At 65.1% G+C, this 17,249-nt stretch carries 15 protein-coding genes and 1 pseudogene; 12 read left to right on the top strand and 4 right to left on the bottom strand.

Features of this window, described 5'->3' with window-relative positions:
• Positions 1-71 precede the first annotated feature (71 nt).
• Positions 72-2,496 (top strand): annotated as a pseudogene (gene ligD / locus AC3WJI_RS13455) (DNA ligase D).
• A gap of 142 nt (positions 2,497-2,638) precedes the next feature.
• Here ligD and AC3WJI_RS13460 read toward each other — a convergent pair.
• On the bottom strand, positions 2,639-4,003 hold the full coding sequence (locus tag AC3WJI_RS13460) for an MFS transporter (RefSeq protein ID WP_492757784.1): 1,365 nt from the start codon (positions 4,001-4,003) through the stop codon (positions 2,639-2,641).
• Between the two features lie 148 nt (positions 4,004-4,151).
• Between AC3WJI_RS13460 and cyoA the strand changes: the two genes are divergently transcribed.
• From cyoA to AC3WJI_RS13495, 7 genes are read left to right on the top strand one after another with little or no spacing between them, the layout of a single operon-like run.
• Positions 4,152-5,303 (top strand): ubiquinol oxidase subunit II, encoded by a 1,152-nt coding sequence (gene cyoA / locus AC3WJI_RS13465; RefSeq protein ID WP_492757785.1) that lies wholly within the window; start codon positions 4,152-4,154, stop codon positions 5,301-5,303.
• 14 nt (positions 5,304-5,317) lie between these two features.
• The gene (gene cyoB, locus AC3WJI_RS13470; RefSeq protein ID WP_492757786.1) at positions 5,318-7,315 is read left to right on the top strand and encodes a cytochrome o ubiquinol oxidase subunit I; all 1,998 of its coding nucleotides are present in this window, start codon (positions 5,318-5,320) and stop codon (positions 7,313-7,315) included.
• A 3-nt stretch (positions 7,316-7,318) separates the two neighbouring features.
• Positions 7,319-7,954 carry a cytochrome o ubiquinol oxidase subunit III gene (cyoC, locus tag AC3WJI_RS13475; protein WP_492757787.1) on the top strand — a complete coding sequence of 212 codons (636 nt, stop codon included), beginning with the start codon at positions 7,319-7,321 and terminating at the stop codon, positions 7,952-7,954.
• A complete protein-coding gene (cyoD, locus tag AC3WJI_RS13480) occupies positions 7,951-8,334 on the top strand; it encodes a cytochrome o ubiquinol oxidase subunit IV (protein ID WP_492757788.1) in 384 nt (127 codons plus the stop codon). The genes cyoC and cyoD overlap by 4 nt, the downstream gene beginning before the upstream one ends.
• Before the next feature lie 5 nt (positions 8,335-8,339).
• Positions 8,340-9,035: an SURF1 family protein gene (locus AC3WJI_RS13485; RefSeq protein WP_492757789.1), complete on the top strand. Its 696-nt coding sequence runs from the start codon at positions 8,340-8,342 to the stop codon at positions 9,033-9,035.
• Positions 9,035-10,330 carry an ATP-binding protein gene (locus AC3WJI_RS13490; RefSeq protein WP_492757790.1) on the top strand — a complete coding sequence of 432 codons (1,296 nt, stop codon included), beginning with the start codon at positions 9,035-9,037 and terminating at the stop codon, positions 10,328-10,330. Before AC3WJI_RS13485 ends, AC3WJI_RS13490 begins: the two co-directional genes overlap by 1 nt.
• Entirely contained in the window at positions 10,330-10,860 is a 531-nt protein-coding gene (locus AC3WJI_RS13495; protein WP_492757791.1) for a response regulator transcription factor, read from the top strand. Before AC3WJI_RS13490 ends, AC3WJI_RS13495 begins: the two co-directional genes overlap by 1 nt.
• Positions 10,861-10,969: 109 nt before the next feature.
• On the opposite strand, the gene AC3WJI_RS13500 is transcribed toward AC3WJI_RS13495, so the two are convergent.
• Entirely contained in the window at positions 10,970-11,863 is an 894-nt protein-coding gene (locus AC3WJI_RS13500; protein WP_492757792.1) for a LysR family transcriptional regulator, read from the bottom strand.
• 97 nt (positions 11,864-11,960) lie between these two features.
• Between AC3WJI_RS13500 and AC3WJI_RS13505 the strand changes: the two genes are divergently transcribed.
• The gene (locus AC3WJI_RS13505; protein ID WP_492757793.1) at positions 11,961-13,070 is read left to right on the top strand and encodes an aldo/keto reductase; all 1,110 of its coding nucleotides are present in this window, start codon (positions 11,961-11,963) and stop codon (positions 13,068-13,070) included.
• Positions 13,071-13,263: 193 nt separating this feature from the next.
• On the opposite strand, the gene AC3WJI_RS13510 is transcribed toward AC3WJI_RS13505, so the two are convergent.
• Positions 13,264-14,046, bottom strand: a complete 783-nt coding sequence (locus AC3WJI_RS13510) for an alpha/beta fold hydrolase (protein ID WP_492757794.1) — start codon at positions 14,044-14,046, stop codon at positions 13,264-13,266.
• A 299-nt stretch (positions 14,047-14,345) separates the two neighbouring features.
• Positions 14,346-14,942, bottom strand: coding sequence for a TetR/AcrR family transcriptional regulator (locus AC3WJI_RS13515; RefSeq protein WP_492757795.1), 597 nt, complete (start codon positions 14,940-14,942; stop codon positions 14,346-14,348).
• A 57-nt stretch (positions 14,943-14,999) separates the two neighbouring features.
• Between AC3WJI_RS13515 and AC3WJI_RS13520 the strand changes: the two genes are divergently transcribed.
• The 3 genes from AC3WJI_RS13520 (at position 15,000) to AC3WJI_RS13530 (ending at position 17,228) form a co-directional block, all read left to right on the top strand.
• Positions 15,000-15,410, top strand: coding sequence for a hypothetical protein (locus AC3WJI_RS13520; protein ID WP_492757796.1), 411 nt, complete (start codon positions 15,000-15,002; stop codon positions 15,408-15,410).
• Positions 15,411-15,607: 197 nt separating this feature from the next.
• Entirely contained in the window at positions 15,608-16,543 is a 936-nt protein-coding gene (locus tag AC3WJI_RS13525; protein ID WP_492757797.1) for a LysR family transcriptional regulator, read from the top strand.
• A 226-nt stretch (positions 16,544-16,769) separates the two neighbouring features.
• The gene (locus tag AC3WJI_RS13530) at positions 16,770-17,228 is read left to right on the top strand and encodes a nuclear transport factor 2 family protein (protein WP_492757798.1); all 459 of its coding nucleotides are present in this window, start codon (positions 16,770-16,772) and stop codon (positions 17,226-17,228) included.
• Positions 17,229-17,249 lie beyond the last annotated feature (21 nt).

A 17,249-nucleotide genomic window follows, 5' to 3' on the forward strand; every position in this document is an offset into this window, starting at 1 on the left:
GCGCAGTGCCGCAAGCGTGCCGGCGTGAGGTCCTCCCCTCCCCCTGCCCCTCCCGCAAGCGGGAGGGGAGAATGAGCGATCGCGACCCGCTCGCCAAATACAACGCCAAGCGCGACTTCACCCAGACCGCCGAACCCGCGGGCAAGATCGCGCGCACCGGCGGCAACCGCTTCATGGTCCAGAAGCACGACGCCACTCGGCTCCACTGGGACTTCCGCATCGAAGTCGACGGCGTGCTCAAGAGCTGGGCAGTGACGCGCGGCCCGAGCCTCGATCCCGACGCCAAGCGCCTCGCCGTCCGCACCGAGGATCACCCGCTTTCCTATGCCGATTTCGAGGGCACGATCCCCAAAGGCCAATATGGCGGCGGCACGGTGATGCTGTGGGACGACGGCGTCTGGGAGCCGATCGAGGGCAAGAGCGCCAAGGATATCGAGAAGGGCCATCTCCATTTCCGCCTCGAAGGCGAGCGGATGAAGGGCGAATGGCTGCTGATCCGGCTGAAGCCGCGCGGCAAGGAGAAGAACGAGAACTGGCTGCTGCGAAAGATCAACGATGAACATGCCGGCGCGACCGACTTCCTCGTCGAGACCGGGCTGACCAGCATCAAGACCGGCCGCACGATGCAGGAGATCGCCGAGGGGAAGAAGGCATCCAAGATCCTCCCCGTCCCGGGGAGGAGCGAAACACCCCGACTTCACCCAACCCCAGTTAGCCACGCTGGTCGACAGCGTGCCCGCCGGCAATCAGTGGCTCCACGAAGTCAAATATGATGGCTATCGCGCGCTGATCGCGACCGGCGGCAAAGGCCCGAAGATCTACACGCGCTCGGGGCTAGACTGGACCGACAAATTCTCCGGCATCGCGGAGGCGGCCGCATCGCTCCCCGGCCCCGCGCTAATCGACGGCGAGATCGTCGCGTACAAGGACGGCAAGCCCGATTTCTCGACCCTGCAGGAAGCGATCTCGGCGGGCGGGCAAGGCCTGACCTTCTTCGCCTTCGACCTGCTCTCCGATCGCGGCGAGGACGTCGCCAAGCTTCCGCAGCTGGCGCGTAAGGAGCGGCTGCGCGCGCTGCTCGAAGGCGCCGACGAGCGCATCCTCTTCTCGGAGCATATCGTCGGCGCGGGTGAGAAACTGTTCGAAACGATGTGCCGCGAGGGCTATGAAGGGATCGTCTCGAAGCGCGCCGACGCGCCCTATCGCGGCACCCGCACCAAGTCCTGGCTCAAGGTCAAGTGCATCCGCCGCCAGGAGTTCGTCATCATCGGCTGGACGCCGAGCGAGGCCAAGGGCCGGGGCTTCCGCTCGCTGCTGCTCGCGGTCAACGGCCGCGACGGGCTGGTCTATGCCGGTAAGGTCGGCACGGGGTTCAACCAGGCGCGGCTGCAGGACCTGCGCGACCGTTTCGATAAGATCGCCGCTGACAAGCCCCCGGTGAAGGTCCCGCGTCCGGAAGCACGGGGCGCACGCTGGATCGAACCGAAGCTCGTCGCCGAGGTGGCGTTCAGCGAGTTCACCGCCGAGAACGTCGTCCGCCACGCCAGCTTCATCGCCTTGCGCGAGGACAAGAAACCCGCCGAGATCGTCGCCGAAAAGCCCGCGTCGCTTCCCAAGGCGTCCGAGGTCGCCCAATCGAGCATCAAGATCAGCAGCCGCGAGCGGGTGATCTATCCCGAATCCGGGCTGACCAAGGGCCAACTCGCCGATTATTACGCCGCGGTCGCGCCGATCGCCCTGCGCTGGCTCGGCAACCGCCCGATCAGCCTGGTGCGCTGCCCGCAGGGTCGCGCCAAGCACTGCTTCTTCCAGAAGCACGACGCCGGCAGCTTCGGCGACCATGTCCACCATGTCGACGTCCGCGAGAAGGACGGCAGCGTCCAACCCTATCTCTATGTCGACGATCTCGACGGGATCATGGCCTGCGTCCAGATGGGGACGATCGAGTTCCACGGCTGGGGCGCGCCGGTCGCAGACATCGAGAAGCCCGACCGGCTGGTGTTCGATCTCGACCCCGACGAGGGGCTCGACTTCACGATGGTCAAGAAGGCCGCGCAGGACATCAATGCGCATCTCGCCGATATCGGGCTGACCAGCTGGCCCCTGCTCTCGGGCGGCAAGGGCGTCCATGTCGTCGTGCCGCTGATCCCGAGCGCCGAATGGCCCGCGGTGCGCAGCTTCGCCGAGCGCTTTGCGCGGGCATTGGCGCAGGCCGAGCCCGAGCGCTTCACCGCCAACCTCAAGAAGGTCACGCGCAAGGGCAAGATCTTCCTCGACTATCTGCGCAACCAGCGCGGCGCGACCGCGGTGCTGCCCTATGTCGCGCGCGCCCGCGAGAACGCGCCGGTCGCCGCGCCGATCACCTGGACCGAGCTTCGCGACCTCGACACTGCCAAGGCCTATACGATCCGCGACGCCGCGACCTTGCTGGAGCGCGCCACCAGCCGCGCACTGCAAGGCTGGGGCGAAGCGGAGCAGACGCTGCCGGATTTGTGAGAATCTAACCGAAGCCAGCCTGTTCCCCGGCGAAGGCCGGGGCCCAGGTTCGACGGGCCCGGCGAGCAGGTACCAAGCTCTCTGACCGTCTCGCAACTGGACCCCGGCCTTCGCCGGGGAACAGTGAGACCTCCGACCGCGCTCAGCCCTGCGGCGTCACCCCGGCTTCGCGCTCGGACTCGCTCCGGCGCGCCCATTCCTTGTTGATGCCGAGCGCAGCGAGCGTGCACAGCGCGCCCGAGAGCAGATACACGCCCACCGACCACAATCCGAAAGTGCTCGCGAGCAGCAGCGCCACCAACGGCGCGAAGCCCGCGCCGAGCAGCCAGGACAAGTTCGCGGTGGTCGCGGCGCCGGTATAGCGGCGCTCGCTCGAAAAGCTGCCGTTGACCGCGCCCGACGACTGGCCGAAGGCCAGCCCGAGCAGGACGAAGCCCGCGAGCATGTACACCGTCTCGCCGAACCCGCCGGCGCCAAGCAATTGCGGCGCGAACCCGCTATAGGCGGCGATCAGCCCGGCCGAGACGCCGAGCACCGAGCGGCGCCCGACATGGTCGGCGATGATTCCGGAGGCGAGCATCGACAGCACGCAGGCGACCGCGCCGATGATCTCAATGACGAGGAAGCGCTCGGCCTGCTCGCCCGAATAGAGCGTCACCCAGGAGAGCGGGAACACCGTCACCAGGTGAAACAAGGCGAAGCTCGCCAGCGGCGCGAACGAACCCAGCGCGATCGTCCGCCCCTCGAGCCGCACCGTCTCCCAGAACGGCGCGGGCTGCAGCTCGCGGCTCTCGAACAGATGCTCGAACTCGGGCGTCGCGACCAGCCGCAGCCGCGCGAACAGCGCGACGACGTTGATCGCGAAGGCGACGAAGAACGGATAGCGCCAGCCCCAGGACAGGAAGTCCTCGTGCGACAGGGTCGACAGGAAGAAGGCGAACAGCCCCGCCGCGACGATCAGCCCGAGCGGCGCCCCCAGCTGCGGGATCATCGCATACCAGCCGCGATTCTTCTCGGGCGCGTTGAGCGCGAGCAGCGACGGCAGCCCGTCCCATGCGCCGCCCAGCGCCACGCCCTGGCCGACCCGGCACGCCGCGAGCAGCCAGATTGCGAAGGCGCCGACCTGCTCATAGCTCGGCAGGAACGCCATCGCCATCGTCGAGCCGCCGAGCAGGAACAGCGCGATCGTCAGCTTGACGCCGCGGCCGTAATTGCGGTCGATCCACATGAAGATCGCCGAGCCCAGCGGGCGCGCGAGGAAGGCGAGCGCGAACAGGCCGAACGAATAGAGCGTGCCGGTCAGCGGATCGACGAACGAGAAGACCAGCGACGGGAACACCAGCACCGAGGCGATGGCATAGACGAAGAAATCGAAGAACTCGCTCGTGCGGCCGACGATCACGCCGATGGCGATCTCGCCCGGCGCGATCCGCTTGTCGCGGGCGTTGACGACCCGGGCGTCGCGTTCGAGCGGCGTCGAGTTCGACGCGGCGATCGGTGCACTCATTCTTTTGGCTCCGGCAGCTTCTTGCTGTGTTATTGCGTTTGAACGCGCGTTGCACCAGAAAAGCGCCGCGACGGGGATAGGACAAAATGTCCAATGTCGGCGCAGGCGCGCGCCGGGATAGGCGGAGGCCATGCGCGAAGACAAACCAATGTCCATTGCCCGCCGGCTTCTCCTTGTGCTGCCGCTCGCCGCCTTGCTGAGCGCGTGCGGGAACAACGCCGTGCTCGATCCCGCCGGCGACATCGCGCTCCAGCAGCGCGACATCATCTACATCTCGACCGCATTGATGCTGCTGATCATCGTGCCCGTGATGGCGCTGATCGTCGTGTTCGCCTGGCGCTACCGCCAGAGCAACAAGGACGCGACCTACGATCCGCATTTCGACCATTCGACCGCGCTCGAACTGGTCATCTGGTCGGCGCCGCTGCTGATCATCATCTGCCTCGGCGCGCTGACCTGGTGGAGCACGCATCTGCTCGACCCGTTCCGCCCGATCAACCGCGTCTCGGCCGAGAAGGCGATCGATCCCAAGGCGAAGCCGCTCACCGTGCAGGTGGTGTCGCTCGACTGGAAATGGCTGTTCATCTACCCCGAACAGGGCGTCGCCACGGTCAACGAGCTCGTCCTCCCGGTCGACCGGCAGGTCCGCTTCGATCTCACGTCGAGCAACATGATGAACACCTTCTACGCGCCGACGCTCGCCGGCATGATCTACACCATGCCCGGCATGCGCAGCACGATGCACGCGGTGCTCAACAAGCCCGGCCAGTTCGAGGGCATGTCCGCCAATTACAGCGGCGCCGGCTTCTCGAACATGCGCTTCAAGCTCTACGGCGTCGACCAGGGCGGGTTCGACGGCTGGGTCGCCCGGGTGAAGGGCAGCGGTCCCGCGCTCGACACCGCGCGCTTCCTCGAGCTCGAAAAGCCGAGCGAAAAGGTCCCCGCGCTCTACTTCTCGGGCGTCGATGGCGACCTGTTCGATCGCATCTTCAATCGCTGCGTCCACCCGAACACCCCGTGCATGAAGGACGTCATGCGCCACGACATGCAGTCGGGCGGCGGGCATCCGCACGATCCGCGTGCCGGCGCCGGCATGCCGTCGGGCCGCAACAATCCGCCGCCCGCGGGTCAGAAGCCCGAAGGCGCGATCTTCAAGCAGGGCGACGAAAAGGGCACCGGCCCCAACGTCACCAAGCCGCGCGCCTCGGACCCGCCGGGCGCGACCAAGCCCGCGTCGCACAAGAACCGCGACATGACGCAGACCTTCGTCCCCGGCGCCCCGCGCGCCGCCGCAGCCTGATCGCCGGAGCCAGCATGTCCGAATCCATCCTCAAGGCGATCTTCGGCCGCCTCACCTTCGAATCCTTCCCGATCCACGAGCCGATCCTGCTCGTCACCTTTGCGGGCGTCGTGCTCGGCGGCATCGTCGTCCTCGGTGCAGTCACCAAGTACAAGCTGTGGGGCTGGCTGTGGCGCGAATGGTTCACCTCGATCGACCACAAGAAGATCGGGATCATGTACATCATCCTCGGCATCATCATGCTGCTGCGCGGCTTTGCCGACGCGGTGATGATGCGCCTCCAGCAGGCGATGGCGTTCGGCGGTAGCGAAGGCTATCTGCCGCCCCACCATTTCGACCAGGTCTTCTCGGCGCACGGGACGATCATGATCTTCTTCGTGGCGATCCCGCTGGTCGTGGGCCTCGTCAACTTCGTCATGCCGCTCCAGATCGGCGCGCGCGACGTCGCCTTTCCGTTCCTCAACAACCTCAGCTTCTGGCTGACCGCGGCGGGCGCGATCCTCGTCATGATCTCGCTGTTCGTCGGCGAGTTCTCGACCGCGGGCTGGCTCAACTACGTGCCCGTCGCCAACCTCCAGAACAGCCCCGGCACCGGGCCCGATTATTATCTCTGGGCGCTGCAGATCGCCGGCGTCGGCACGACGCTCTCGGGCATCAACATGGTCGCGACCGTCATCAAGATGCGCGCGCCGGGCATGACGATGATGAAGATGCCGATCTTCGTCTGGACCGCCTTCTGCTCGAACATCCTCGTGGTCGCGATCTTCCCGGTGCTGACCGCCGCGTTCGCGATGCTGATGCTCGACCGCTATGCCGGCTTCAACTTCTTCACCAACGATCTCGGCGGCAATCCGATGATGTACTGGAACCTGGTGTGGATCTGGGGCCACCCCGAGGTCTACGTCCTCGTCCTGCCCGCGTTCGGCATCTATTCCGAGATCACCTCGACCTTCACCGGCAAGCGGCTGTTCGGCTATTCGTCGATGGTCTACGCGACGGTGGTCATCACGATCCTGTCGTGGCTGGTGTGGCTCCACCACTTCTTCACGATGGGCTCGGGCGCATCGGTGAACAGCTTCTTCGGCATCGCCACGATGGTCATCTCGATCCCGACCGGCGCCAAGATCTTCAACTGGCTGTTCACGATGTACCGCGGCAGGATCCGGTACGAGATGCCGATGCAGTGGGTCATCGCCTTCATGCTGACCTTCACCGTCGGCGGCATGACCGGCGTGCTGCTCGCGGTGCCGCCGGCCGACTTCGTGCTCCACAACTCGCTGTTCCTCGTGGCGCACTTCCACAACGTCATCATCGGCGGCGTGGTGTTCGGGCTGTTCGCGGCGATCGACTATTGGTTCCCCAAGGCCTTCGGCTTCAAGCTCGATCCGTTCTGGGGCAAGGTGCACTTCTGGGGCTGGGTGATCGGCTATTGGGTCGCCTGGACGCCGATGTACGTCGCCGGGCTGATGGGCGTTACCCGCCGCCTCCAGCATATCGAGGATCCCGCGACCCAGCCCTTGTTCATCATCGCCGCGATCGGCGTCGGGATCATCGCGATCGGCATTCTCGGCTTCATCATCCAGATCGGAGTGAGCATCAAGAATCGCGACAAGCTGCGCGATACGACCGGCGATCCCTGGGGCGGACGCACGCTCGAATGGTCGACCTCGTCGCCGCCGCCGCAGTACAATTTCGCGGTCACCCCGGTGATCCACGATCTCGACGCCTGGTACGACATGAAGGACCGCCACGCGCAGCGCCCGACCGCCGGCTTCCGCGCGATCCACATGCCGCGCAACACCGGCACCGGGGTGATCCTCTCGGCCCTCGCCCTCGCGCTCGGCTTCGGGATGATCTGGTACATGTGGTGGCTGGCGATCGTGTCGGCGGTCGGCCTGCTGGTCGTCAGCATCGTCCATACCTTCAACTATGATCGCGACTACTTCATCCCTGCGGACGAAGTGACCGCGAGCGAAGACGCGCGCACCAAGCTGCTCGCGGCAGGAGCCTGAACCATGGCCGCGGAAGCGATCACCAACCCGCACCCGACCGAAGTGTCGTTCTACGACACCGACGATGCGCACCACCACGAAGCCGGCGGCAGCACGCTGATCGGCTTCTGGATCTACCTGATGAGCGACGCGCTCATCTTCGCGACGCTCTTCGCCACTTATGGCGTGCTGAGCACGGCCTATGCCGGCGGCCCCTCCCCGCGCGAGATCTTCGAGCTGCCGCTCGTCGCGCTCAACACCGCTTTGCTGCTGACCTCGTCGATCACCTATGGCTTCGCCGTGATCGCGATGCAGGACGACAAGGTCGGTGCCACCAAGCTGTGGCTGGCGTTGACCGGACTGCTCGGCGCGGGCTTCGTCGGGATCGAGCTCTACGAGTTCGGCAATCTGATCCACGAAGGCGCGACGCCGCAGACCAGCGCGTTCCTGTCGAGCTTCTTCACGCTGGTCGCGACGCACGGGCTGCACGTCACGTTCGGGATCATCTGGCTGGTCGTGATGCTGGTCCAGCTCACCCAGCACGGGCTGATCCCGGAGAACAAGCGCCGGCTGATGTGCCTCAGCATGTTCTGGCACTTCCTCGACGTCGTCTGGATCGGCGTCTTCACCTTCGTCTATCTGCTCGGGGTCCTGCGATGAACGACGTTTCCCACGTGCATGGGTCCGATCATGGCCACGGCCATGACGAGGCGCCCCATTTCACGCGCAAGGGCTATCTGATCGGCTTCCTGCTCTCGGTGGTGCTCACCGCCGTGCCGTTCTGGCTGGTGATGAGCGGCGCGCTGCAGAACCCGCAGGCCACGGCGATCGTGATCATCGCCTTCGCCGCGGTGCAGATCATCGTCCACACGGTCTTCTTCCTTCACGTCAACACGCGGGCGGAGGGCGGCTGGACCCTGATGGCCTATGTCTTCACTGCAGTGATCGTGCTGATCGTGCTCGCGGGCTCGCTATGGATCATGTACCACCTCAACGCGAACATGATGCCGATGCCGGCGGACATGAGCGCCCAGCCCTGAGCCGCATGCGCCGCGGGCTGTTCGCCGCGCTGGCATTGCTCGCGGCGATCGGTTTCGCGGCGCTCGGCATCTGGCAGATCGAGCGCCGCGCCTGGAAGCTCGACCTGATCGCCCGCGTCGAAGCGCGGATCCACGTCGCCCCCGCGCCGCTCCCCGACCCCGGCCAATGGGCGCGTAGCGATCCCCGCGCCGACGAATATCGCCGCGTGCGCCTGTCCGGCAGCTTCCGCCACGAGTCCGAGACCCTGGTCCAGGCTGTGACCGAGCGCGGTCCCGGCGCCTGGGTGCTCACTCCGCTCGTCACTCCCGCCGGCACCGTGCTCGTCAACCGCGGCTTCGTCCCCCCGGAACGCCGCGCGCCCGCCTCTCGCGCGGCCGGCCAGGTCCCCGGCCCGGTGACGGTCACCGGGCTGATGCGCGTCAGCGAGCCGCATGGCGGCTTCCTGCGCAGCAATGATCCCGCCGCCGATCGCTGGTATTCGCGTGACGTCCCCGCGATCGCCCGCGCGCGCGGGCTCGGCACCGTCGCGCCTTTCTTCGTCGATGCCGACGCCACTCCCAATCCCGGCGGCTATCCGATAGGCGGGCTCACCGTGATCCAGTTCCGCAACAGCCATCTCGTCTATGCGCTGACTTGGTTCGCGCTCGCCGCGCTCAGCGGCGCCGCGGCCGTCTTTTTCCTGCGCACCGGCCGGCGCTGATGGACGCGCCGCTCCTCGCTTTGACTCGCGGTGCCGTCGGCACGCTCGAGACCGCCGCGGCCGAGAATATGCGCCAGCTCGTCCAGCTGCGCTGGCTGGCGGTCGCGGGGCAGACCCTGACGATCCTGCTCGTCCATTTCGCGCTGCGCGTGCCGCTGCCGGTGCTCGAGATGCTCGGCGTCGTGCTCGCGCTCGCCTTCGCCAACCTGCTCGGCACGATCGCGCTGCCGCGGCACCGTGTCTATGACGGCGAGATCATGGTGGCGCTGCTGCTCGACATGGCGGCGCTGACGCTCCAGCTCTATTTCAGCGGCGGCGCGACCAACCCGTTCATTTCGCTCTACCTCGTCCAGGTCGTGCTCGGTGCGATCCTGCTGCCCTCCGCCGCCGTCGCCGTCCTCCTCGGGGCGACCGCGCTCAGCTATGCGCTGCTGAGCGTCAGCTATGTGCCGCTCGCGCTTCCCCAGGGCCTCGTCACCGACAGCGCCGATCTGTTCGCCGCCGCCCGCTGGCTCGCCTTTGCCATGGTGGCGAGCCTGCTGGTGCTGTTCATCACCCGCATCAGCCGCAACCTGCGCGCCCGCGACGCGCACGTCGCCGACTTGCGCCAGCATGCCGCGCAGGAGGACGGCATCGTCCGCATGGGCCTGTTCGCCTCGGGCGCGGCGCATGAACTCGGCACGCCGCTCGGCACGCTCTCGGTGATCCTCGCCGACTGGCGCCGCATGCCGGCAATTGCCGGCGACCCCGAGCTCGCCGCCGAGGTCGAGGAGATGCGCGGCGAGGTCCAGCGCTGCAAGGCGATCGTCTCCGACATCCTCCACTCGGCCGGCCAGACCCGCGGCGAGGCGATGGAGAGCCAGGCGGCGGGCCCGTTCCTCGATGCGGTCGCCGAGGCCTGGCAGGTCGCCTATCCGCAAGTGCCGCTCGCTTATGCCGGCGGGGCCGAGGGCGCCGTGATCGCAGTCGACGCCGCGCTGCGCCAGGCGATCTGGAACCTGCTCGACAATGCCGCCGAGGCATCGCCCTCGGGCGTGCGGCTGAGCGCGACGATCCAGGACCGCATGCTGTCGATCGCAGTGTGCGACTGGGGCGACGGCTTCAGCCGCGAGGCGCTCGGCCAGATCGGCAAGCTCTATCAGTCGACCAAGGGCGCCGGCCACGGCGTCGGGCTGTTCCTCGCCACCAACGTCGTGCGCCGCCTCGGCGGCCGGCTCGAGGCGAGCAACCGTGTCGGCGGCGGCGCCGAAGTGCGCCTGATGCTGCCGCTCGCCAATATCCAGGAGAAGCGTTGATGGAGGGGCCCAGCCTGATCCTGGTCGAAGACGACGAGACCTTCGCGCGCACCCTGCAGCGTTCGTTTGAGCGCCGCGGCTACCGCGTCCGCGTCGCCGCCGACATCGCCCAGCTCCAGGCGCTGCTCGATGCCGAGATACCCGAGCGCGCCGTGGTCGACCTCAAGCTGGCGACGTCCTCGGGCCTGCCCTGCATCCAGCTGCTCCACGCACGCGATCCCGCGATGCTGATCGTCGTGCTCACCGGCTATGCCAGCATCTCGACCGCAGTCGAGGCGATCAAGCTCGGCGCCTGCCATTACCTCGTCAAGCCGTCGAACACCGACGATATCGAGGCGGCCTTCGAAAAGCCCGCCGGCGACGCGAACGTGCCGCTCACTAATCGCGCCTCCTCGATCAAGACCCACGAATGGGAGATGATCAACGAGACGCTGGCCGATACCGGCTTCAACATCTCCGAAACCGCCCGCCGCCTGGGCATGCACCGCCGCACGCTGGCGCGAAAGCTGGAGAAGCGGCCGGTGAAGTAAGGAGCCGAGGCCCCGGAGGAGCCCATCGCTGCGGAAAAGGTGTGGAAAATCAAGCGATGGGGACACGGTAGTTCAAAGCGCTTTGCCCTCCTGTCCAAGCCTTGTCGTCTCAGTCCATCGCCCGCCATCTGAGTGTATCGGCGAGCGCGCGGAGCGCGGGGGTCACCTGGCGACTGGGATAATAGAGGAACAGTCCAGGCCCGAGCGGACAATATTCGCTCAAGACCTGTATCAAGCGCCCGTCGGCAAGTTCCGCCGCAACGTCACTCTCCCACATATAACCCAGAGCTGCGCCCGCTCTGACCACCGCAGAGGCCACATTCTCGTCATTGGCGATCAACTGGCCCCCAAGGCGGCAACGGATGTCGCGGCCGTCTCGTTCGAATTCCCACGGCAGCAGTCCGCCCCCGACCATGCGGTAATTAGCGCAATTGTGCGCTTCGAGATCCTCGGGCACCATAGGAGGCGGATTTCGCGAGAAATAGGCGGGAGTGCCGACGACGATGGTCCGCATGTCAGGGCCGACCCGTACCGCGATCATGTCACGCTCGACACTGTCACCGAGCCGGATGCCTGCGTCATACCCCTCTGCAACCAGATCGACCAAGCGGCTGTCGACGTTGACCTCAACCGATACGTCCGGATGGTCAACGAGAAATTGCGGCAACTTTGCTGCCAATATCATCCGGGCGGCCGACGAGAAGGTGGTCAGTCGGATGCGGCCCGATGGTCGTCCGCGCCAATGCGCCAAAGACGCGAGGCCGCGCCCGACCTCCGCGAGGGCCGGGTCCAGTACGCGCAGTAGCTGCTCACCCGCCGCCGTTGGCGCCACGCTGCGGGTGGTGCGGGCGAGCAGCCGGACGCCAAGGCGCCGCTCGAGACCCCGCATTGCATGGCTGAGCGCCGAAGGTGAGAAGCCGAGCTCTGCCGCCGCGCGGGTGAAGCTGCGAGCCCGCGCCACAGCCGCGAACGCTGCCAGATCGTCGAGTTCACCACGCTTCATTAGTGCAAGTCCTTCACAAACCCTTGCCGCAAACAGAGGCTAATGACGTGGCCCGCTCGCCGCTACCTTCCTGACAAATATCGCAGGAGATGCAACAATGAGCCTCACCAATTATCGCACCCTCGGCCGCTCCGGGCTGGTCGTCAGCCCGCTCGCGCTTGGCACCATGACATTCGGCGCCGGCCGCTGGGGCGCCGACGAGGCGACCGCGCGCGCGATCTTCGACGCTTATGTCGATGCCGGCGGCAATTTCCTGGACACCGCCGACGTCTATTCCGGCGGGGAGAGCGAGAAGATGCTTGGCCGCTTCATCCTCGAGCGGGGCGCGCGGGACCGGCTGGTGATCGCGACCAAGTCCGGTTTTCCGCGCCGCGAGGATACGCCACTCGCCGGTGGCAACGGCGTGCGCAATATCCGCGACGGGATCGAGGGTTCGCTGCGACGGCTAGGCACCGATTTCATCGACCTCTACTGGACTCATGTGTGGGACCGCACGACGCCTCCGGAGGAGGTTCTGCGTGCGTTGACGGATGCGGTCCGCCGCGGCGACATCCTGCACTATGGCTGCTCAAACGCACCGGCCTGGTATGTCGCCCAGATCGCAACGCTCGCTCGTGCGCACGGCCTGCCGGAGCCGATCGGCCTTCAATATTCCTATTCGCTCATCGATCGTGGTGTCGAACTGGACCTCATTCCGGCAGGGCGCGCACTCGGGCTTGGGCTGGTGGCATGGAGCCCGCTCGCCGCAGGGATGCTCACCGGAAAATATAGCCGCGAAAAACTTGCCGATGCCGGTCCGGCGGGCAGCCTGCCGAACCGCGCTGCCGAGCCTCGGAAAGGCGGGAGTGACGGACGGCTTAATGGCGACAATCCCTTTGGCGGCATGCTGTTCACCGAAAGCAATTTCGCCATTGCGGACGTACTTCGGACCGTGGCGGTCGAGATCGGTCGCCCGATGGCGCAAGTCGCCCTGGCCTGGGTGGCCGGCCGGCCGGGCTTATCCTCCGTTCTGATCGGCGCGAGCCGAGTAGCGCAGATCGAGCAAAACATCGCATCGCTCGACATCCTGCTGTCGCCGGAACAGCAAGCTCGGCTCGCCGCCGCGGGCGCGCCACCGATGCTCAACCCATATTTCATCTTCGACTTGCCGCGCGACCGCATTTTTGGCGGGCATTGCGTGCAGCCATGGGAGTGGGGCGCCGCCTGACGAAGCGTCTGACATGTTCGAGAAGTGCTTTGCGTTCACTGTCGGCCGAGAGCGAACCGGCCGAGGGTTTCGCTCTCGCTTGTCCCAATCAATGCTCTGAACCGCGGTCTGGTCGAATCGGACCCGTGCCCGGCCTGGCAATCGCTACCGCGAGCACTCCAGCTAACAACCGGGGCTCACGCTGGCACGCGCGTCACGGTTGGTGCGCGGCAGCCGCCTCGATCACTGCGGCGACCTCGCGCGGATGCGAAATCATCACCACGTGTGACGCGCCCTTTACGACCGTCGGCCTCGACTTCGCGCGTCCGGCCATGAAGGCCATCGCCGCCGGAGGAATATTGAGGTCGCCGGTTCCGTAGATCGACCAGGACGCTATCGTCTTCCACGCCGCCGTGGTGGACTTTTCGTTCAGTGCCTTGTCGCGGATCGGACGCTGGGTCGCTGCCATCCCGGCTCCCTCGTTCGCGGCGACATCTGCTGCGAATTGATGGGGGAATTTAGCTTGATCGATATACAGGTCATGGCTTCCGTCCGGCAGCAGAACGGGAGGCGCTAAGGTCCCGGCCAACGTGCTTCCTGGAAACTTTCCGGTGAGATCGAGACTTGATTCACCGATATCGGGAGCGAAGCCGGCGACATAGACGAGCGCCTTGACGTTATCGACCGCCGACGCGGCTGTGGAAATGACTGTGCCGCCGTAAGAGTGGCCGACAAGTACGACGGGCCCCTGGATCGATTTCAGGACGGTGGCAACATAGGCGGCATCTCCTGCAACGCTGCGCAGCGGATTTGCGGCAGCAACGATCCTGTATCCCTTTTTGCTGAGGATCCGGATTACACCGTTCCAGCTGGAAGAATCGGCGAACGCGCCATGGACAAGAACGATCGTCGGCTTGCCAGCAGGTTGGTTGGCTTGCGCCTGCGCGCCGGCTGCGACGGCACTCGCAATCATTGCAGCAGCAATCAGCTTCAACATCGCTCTACTCCCCAACTCAGATTCTTCTGTTCGCCGAAAGACGCCGGCCTCCAGGACACGACGGTCTCGCGGTGACACCGCGCGCTTCCTGTAGGTCACCAGAAAGGCTGGCGCTCGCGAGTATCTGTCCACTTTGTCGGGATGATTCTTCGCGACGTAGATGCCGGGGTTGCGCAGGTGTTGGTCTAGCAGATTAAGATCGGCCTCGGGATGCGTGATGCGCCTGTCCGGCCAGAGAGGCGCGCCGGTATCTGTTCGGGCGGGCCTAAATATGCCTCAGTGCAACGAGAACGTGACGGTCAGGCCGCGATGAACGCGAAGGCCGATCTTTTGAACTGCTCGAGGGGCGTCCCGTCGCGATCGACCTTCATGCGTATCATGGCGCCATGCCAGGACGTCAGCAGGAAAGCCGCAATGTCCTCGGCGCTCAGGTCCTGACGGATTTCCCCACAGGCTTGGCCCGCGTTGATTGGCTCCACGAAAGCCGCGGAATGCGTTGCATAGATGGCACTCAGTTGGCGGCGCAGCAATTCGCTGCTCTCGACAACTTCTGCGCTCATATTTCCGATCAAGCATCCGAACCGCCATTCTTCCGCTTCAAGGCGGGTCGAGACCGCCTCAAAATATGCAGCTATGCGCCGCATCGGCGTCAGCAGCGCATTATGCAAAGTGTCTGCCATGATTGCCTCGACGCGTGCACGATATTGTTCCAGCACGACGGCGCCGAAATCCTCCTTGGATCGGAAATGGTTCGTGAAGCAGCCTTGGGGAACGCCGGCTTCTCGCGTGATTTCCCGTATGCCGGCCCCACCGAACCCCGCGCGGCGAACCGTTTCGACGCCAGAAGAAATGATCTTGTCGCGCAATGAGGGTCTTGGCATTGCCAATAAATACATTCGTCCGTATTGCATGGCAATGGCGTCGTCGCTTTGGACGCATAGGAGGGCATTCTTATGGCGTTCACGATGGAGATGCTGGACAAGGCCGCTGCCGAAATCGGTCCGGACGAGCCTGTCTATATGGTGAATATGCTGCGTTTTCACGGCGAAGCGCGCTACGGTGACGACACCCAGGCTCCCCCCACTTCAGGCAGGGACGCCTATTTCACGCGCTATGCCGCCGCGTTCGCAGAGATTGCGAAGGGTGAAGACTATGGCCTGTTTTGGGTGGGGAACGTGCGCGGTGTGATCGTTGGGAATGCGGATGAGTGCTGGGACGACATCGTCGTCGTGCGGTACGGGAACCTGGGCGTCTTGCGGCGGATCATGGACAATCCGCGCTACGCGCTTGAGGCTGATCCGCACCGTGAGGCCGCTGTCGCGGCGTGGAAATTCATCGTGACTACCACTCTGCCACGAGCTTGAGAGAAGATGCTGGAGCAGGGCGCTTGAAACCGGTCGTGGCGTACGTGCCGCTGTCTGCTTTCCTACCGGGAGGTCCGGGAAGAAGCTCGGCTGCCCGGATGTTCGTTTGCGGATGCTCAAGTGTGCGACCGTATACAGAGAATTTGCTGCGGCAGACGATGGCCCGGCGCAACTGCTCCTTCATGGCGCGCTAGCCTATGCTCTACGACGCGCGGATCATCAGCGGCATTACTGTTTTCGTAGCTGTCGCCAAGAGCGGCAGCTACACTAGGGCCGCCGATCACGTCGGCCTGTCGCGCTCCGGCGTGGCGAAGGCCATTGCCCGGCTCGAGGAACGAACCGGCATGCGCCTGTTCGACCGAAACGTTCGGGCGCTGAAGCTCACCGGCGAGGGGCGGGCATTCCTGGAGGAAGTCATGCCAATGCTGGACAGGCTCGGCGAGATCGCGTCACCGTCCGGCAACGGCCCGGTACGAGGCCGGCTGCGCGTGTCGACCGATGCAGCCTTCGGCCCCTATCTCTTAGTGCCGGCAATGCCACAATTGCTGGCGATGCACCCGCAGTTGAAGGTCAATCTGCTCGTGCGCGATCGGGTTGACAACCTCCTGGTGGAGGGGGTCGACGTTGCCGTCCGGTTTGGCGCGCCGGAGTCCAAAGGGCTCGACAAACGCTTGATCATGGAGAGCCGGGTCGTGACCTGCGCAACGCCGGCTTACATCGAGAAGCATGGGTTGCCTACCAATCCTCAGGAAATTGCGTCGGGCCACAATTGCATCCGCATGCTCGATGACGTGACCGGCAAACCGCATGTATGGAACTTTCAGACCCACGACGGGACGCAATGCCCCGTTGCGGTTGACTGCGGCCTGGTCGTCAATGACGCGCCCTCACTGGTTGCAGCGGCGTTGAGCGACTATGGCATTGTGCGACTCCTCGATTTCATTGCCGAGGAGCACCTGCTGAGCGGCCGGCTCGTGGAGATCCTCGCGGACTGGAACACACTGTTGTGGCCCGCTTATCTTTACGCGGCACCCGATGCCCACCGGTCGCAAGCGCTCCGCACCTTTATGAACTTCATCGAATCGCTGCAGTTCGCTGACACGCTCCGAGCCGAAGCGGATCCTGCGAACTGAACCGCAAATTCCACTGCCCGCGATCAGGACTTCGCGCCGGGGAGGCGGGCGATACAGCGATGAAGCGTCGACCCAGCCTCCGTCCAGAGCGGACATTTTGGCTCCGAAACTCCGGCGCGGTTTCGAGTATTCCCCACCAGCTTTCACAGATCCATCTGGAGGGGTATCGGTAGTGGCGCGCGCAGGTCTGTATGCAAGCTTGTTAGCTGCGGCCTCGGCTTGCGTCGTGACGCTGCCCGCCCTTGCGCAGGAGCGGCGAGCCGTGACGACATCGAACGAAGAAGCCAACCGCAACTTCATACGTCAGGCGTTCGACGATTGGGCCAAGGGTGAAGGCGATCTTTTCAGCCTGCTGTCCGATGACGCCGTGTGGCACATCGTTGGTTCTGATCCGACAGTGGCGAAAACCTATCATTCCAGAGAAGCGTTGCTCGATGGCGCGGCACGGCCGTTGGCAGCGCGGCTGACCGGCCCTCTTCGACCCGCTGTCCAGCGCATCTGGGCCGATGGAGACGATGTGCTCGTCCGCTGGGAAGGAACAGGCGATGTCTATGACGGATCGACGTACCGGAACAATTATCTGTGGATCCTGACGCTACGGAATAAGCGGATCATCGAGGTGACTGCCTTCCTCGATATACCGGCTTTCAAAGCCGTCCTCGATAAGCCGGCGCCGGCGAAGTAGCGCAATCGATAGCAGCTCGAA

It is taken from the genome of Sphingomonas sp. FW306-1B-B10E, assembly GCF_058782005.1.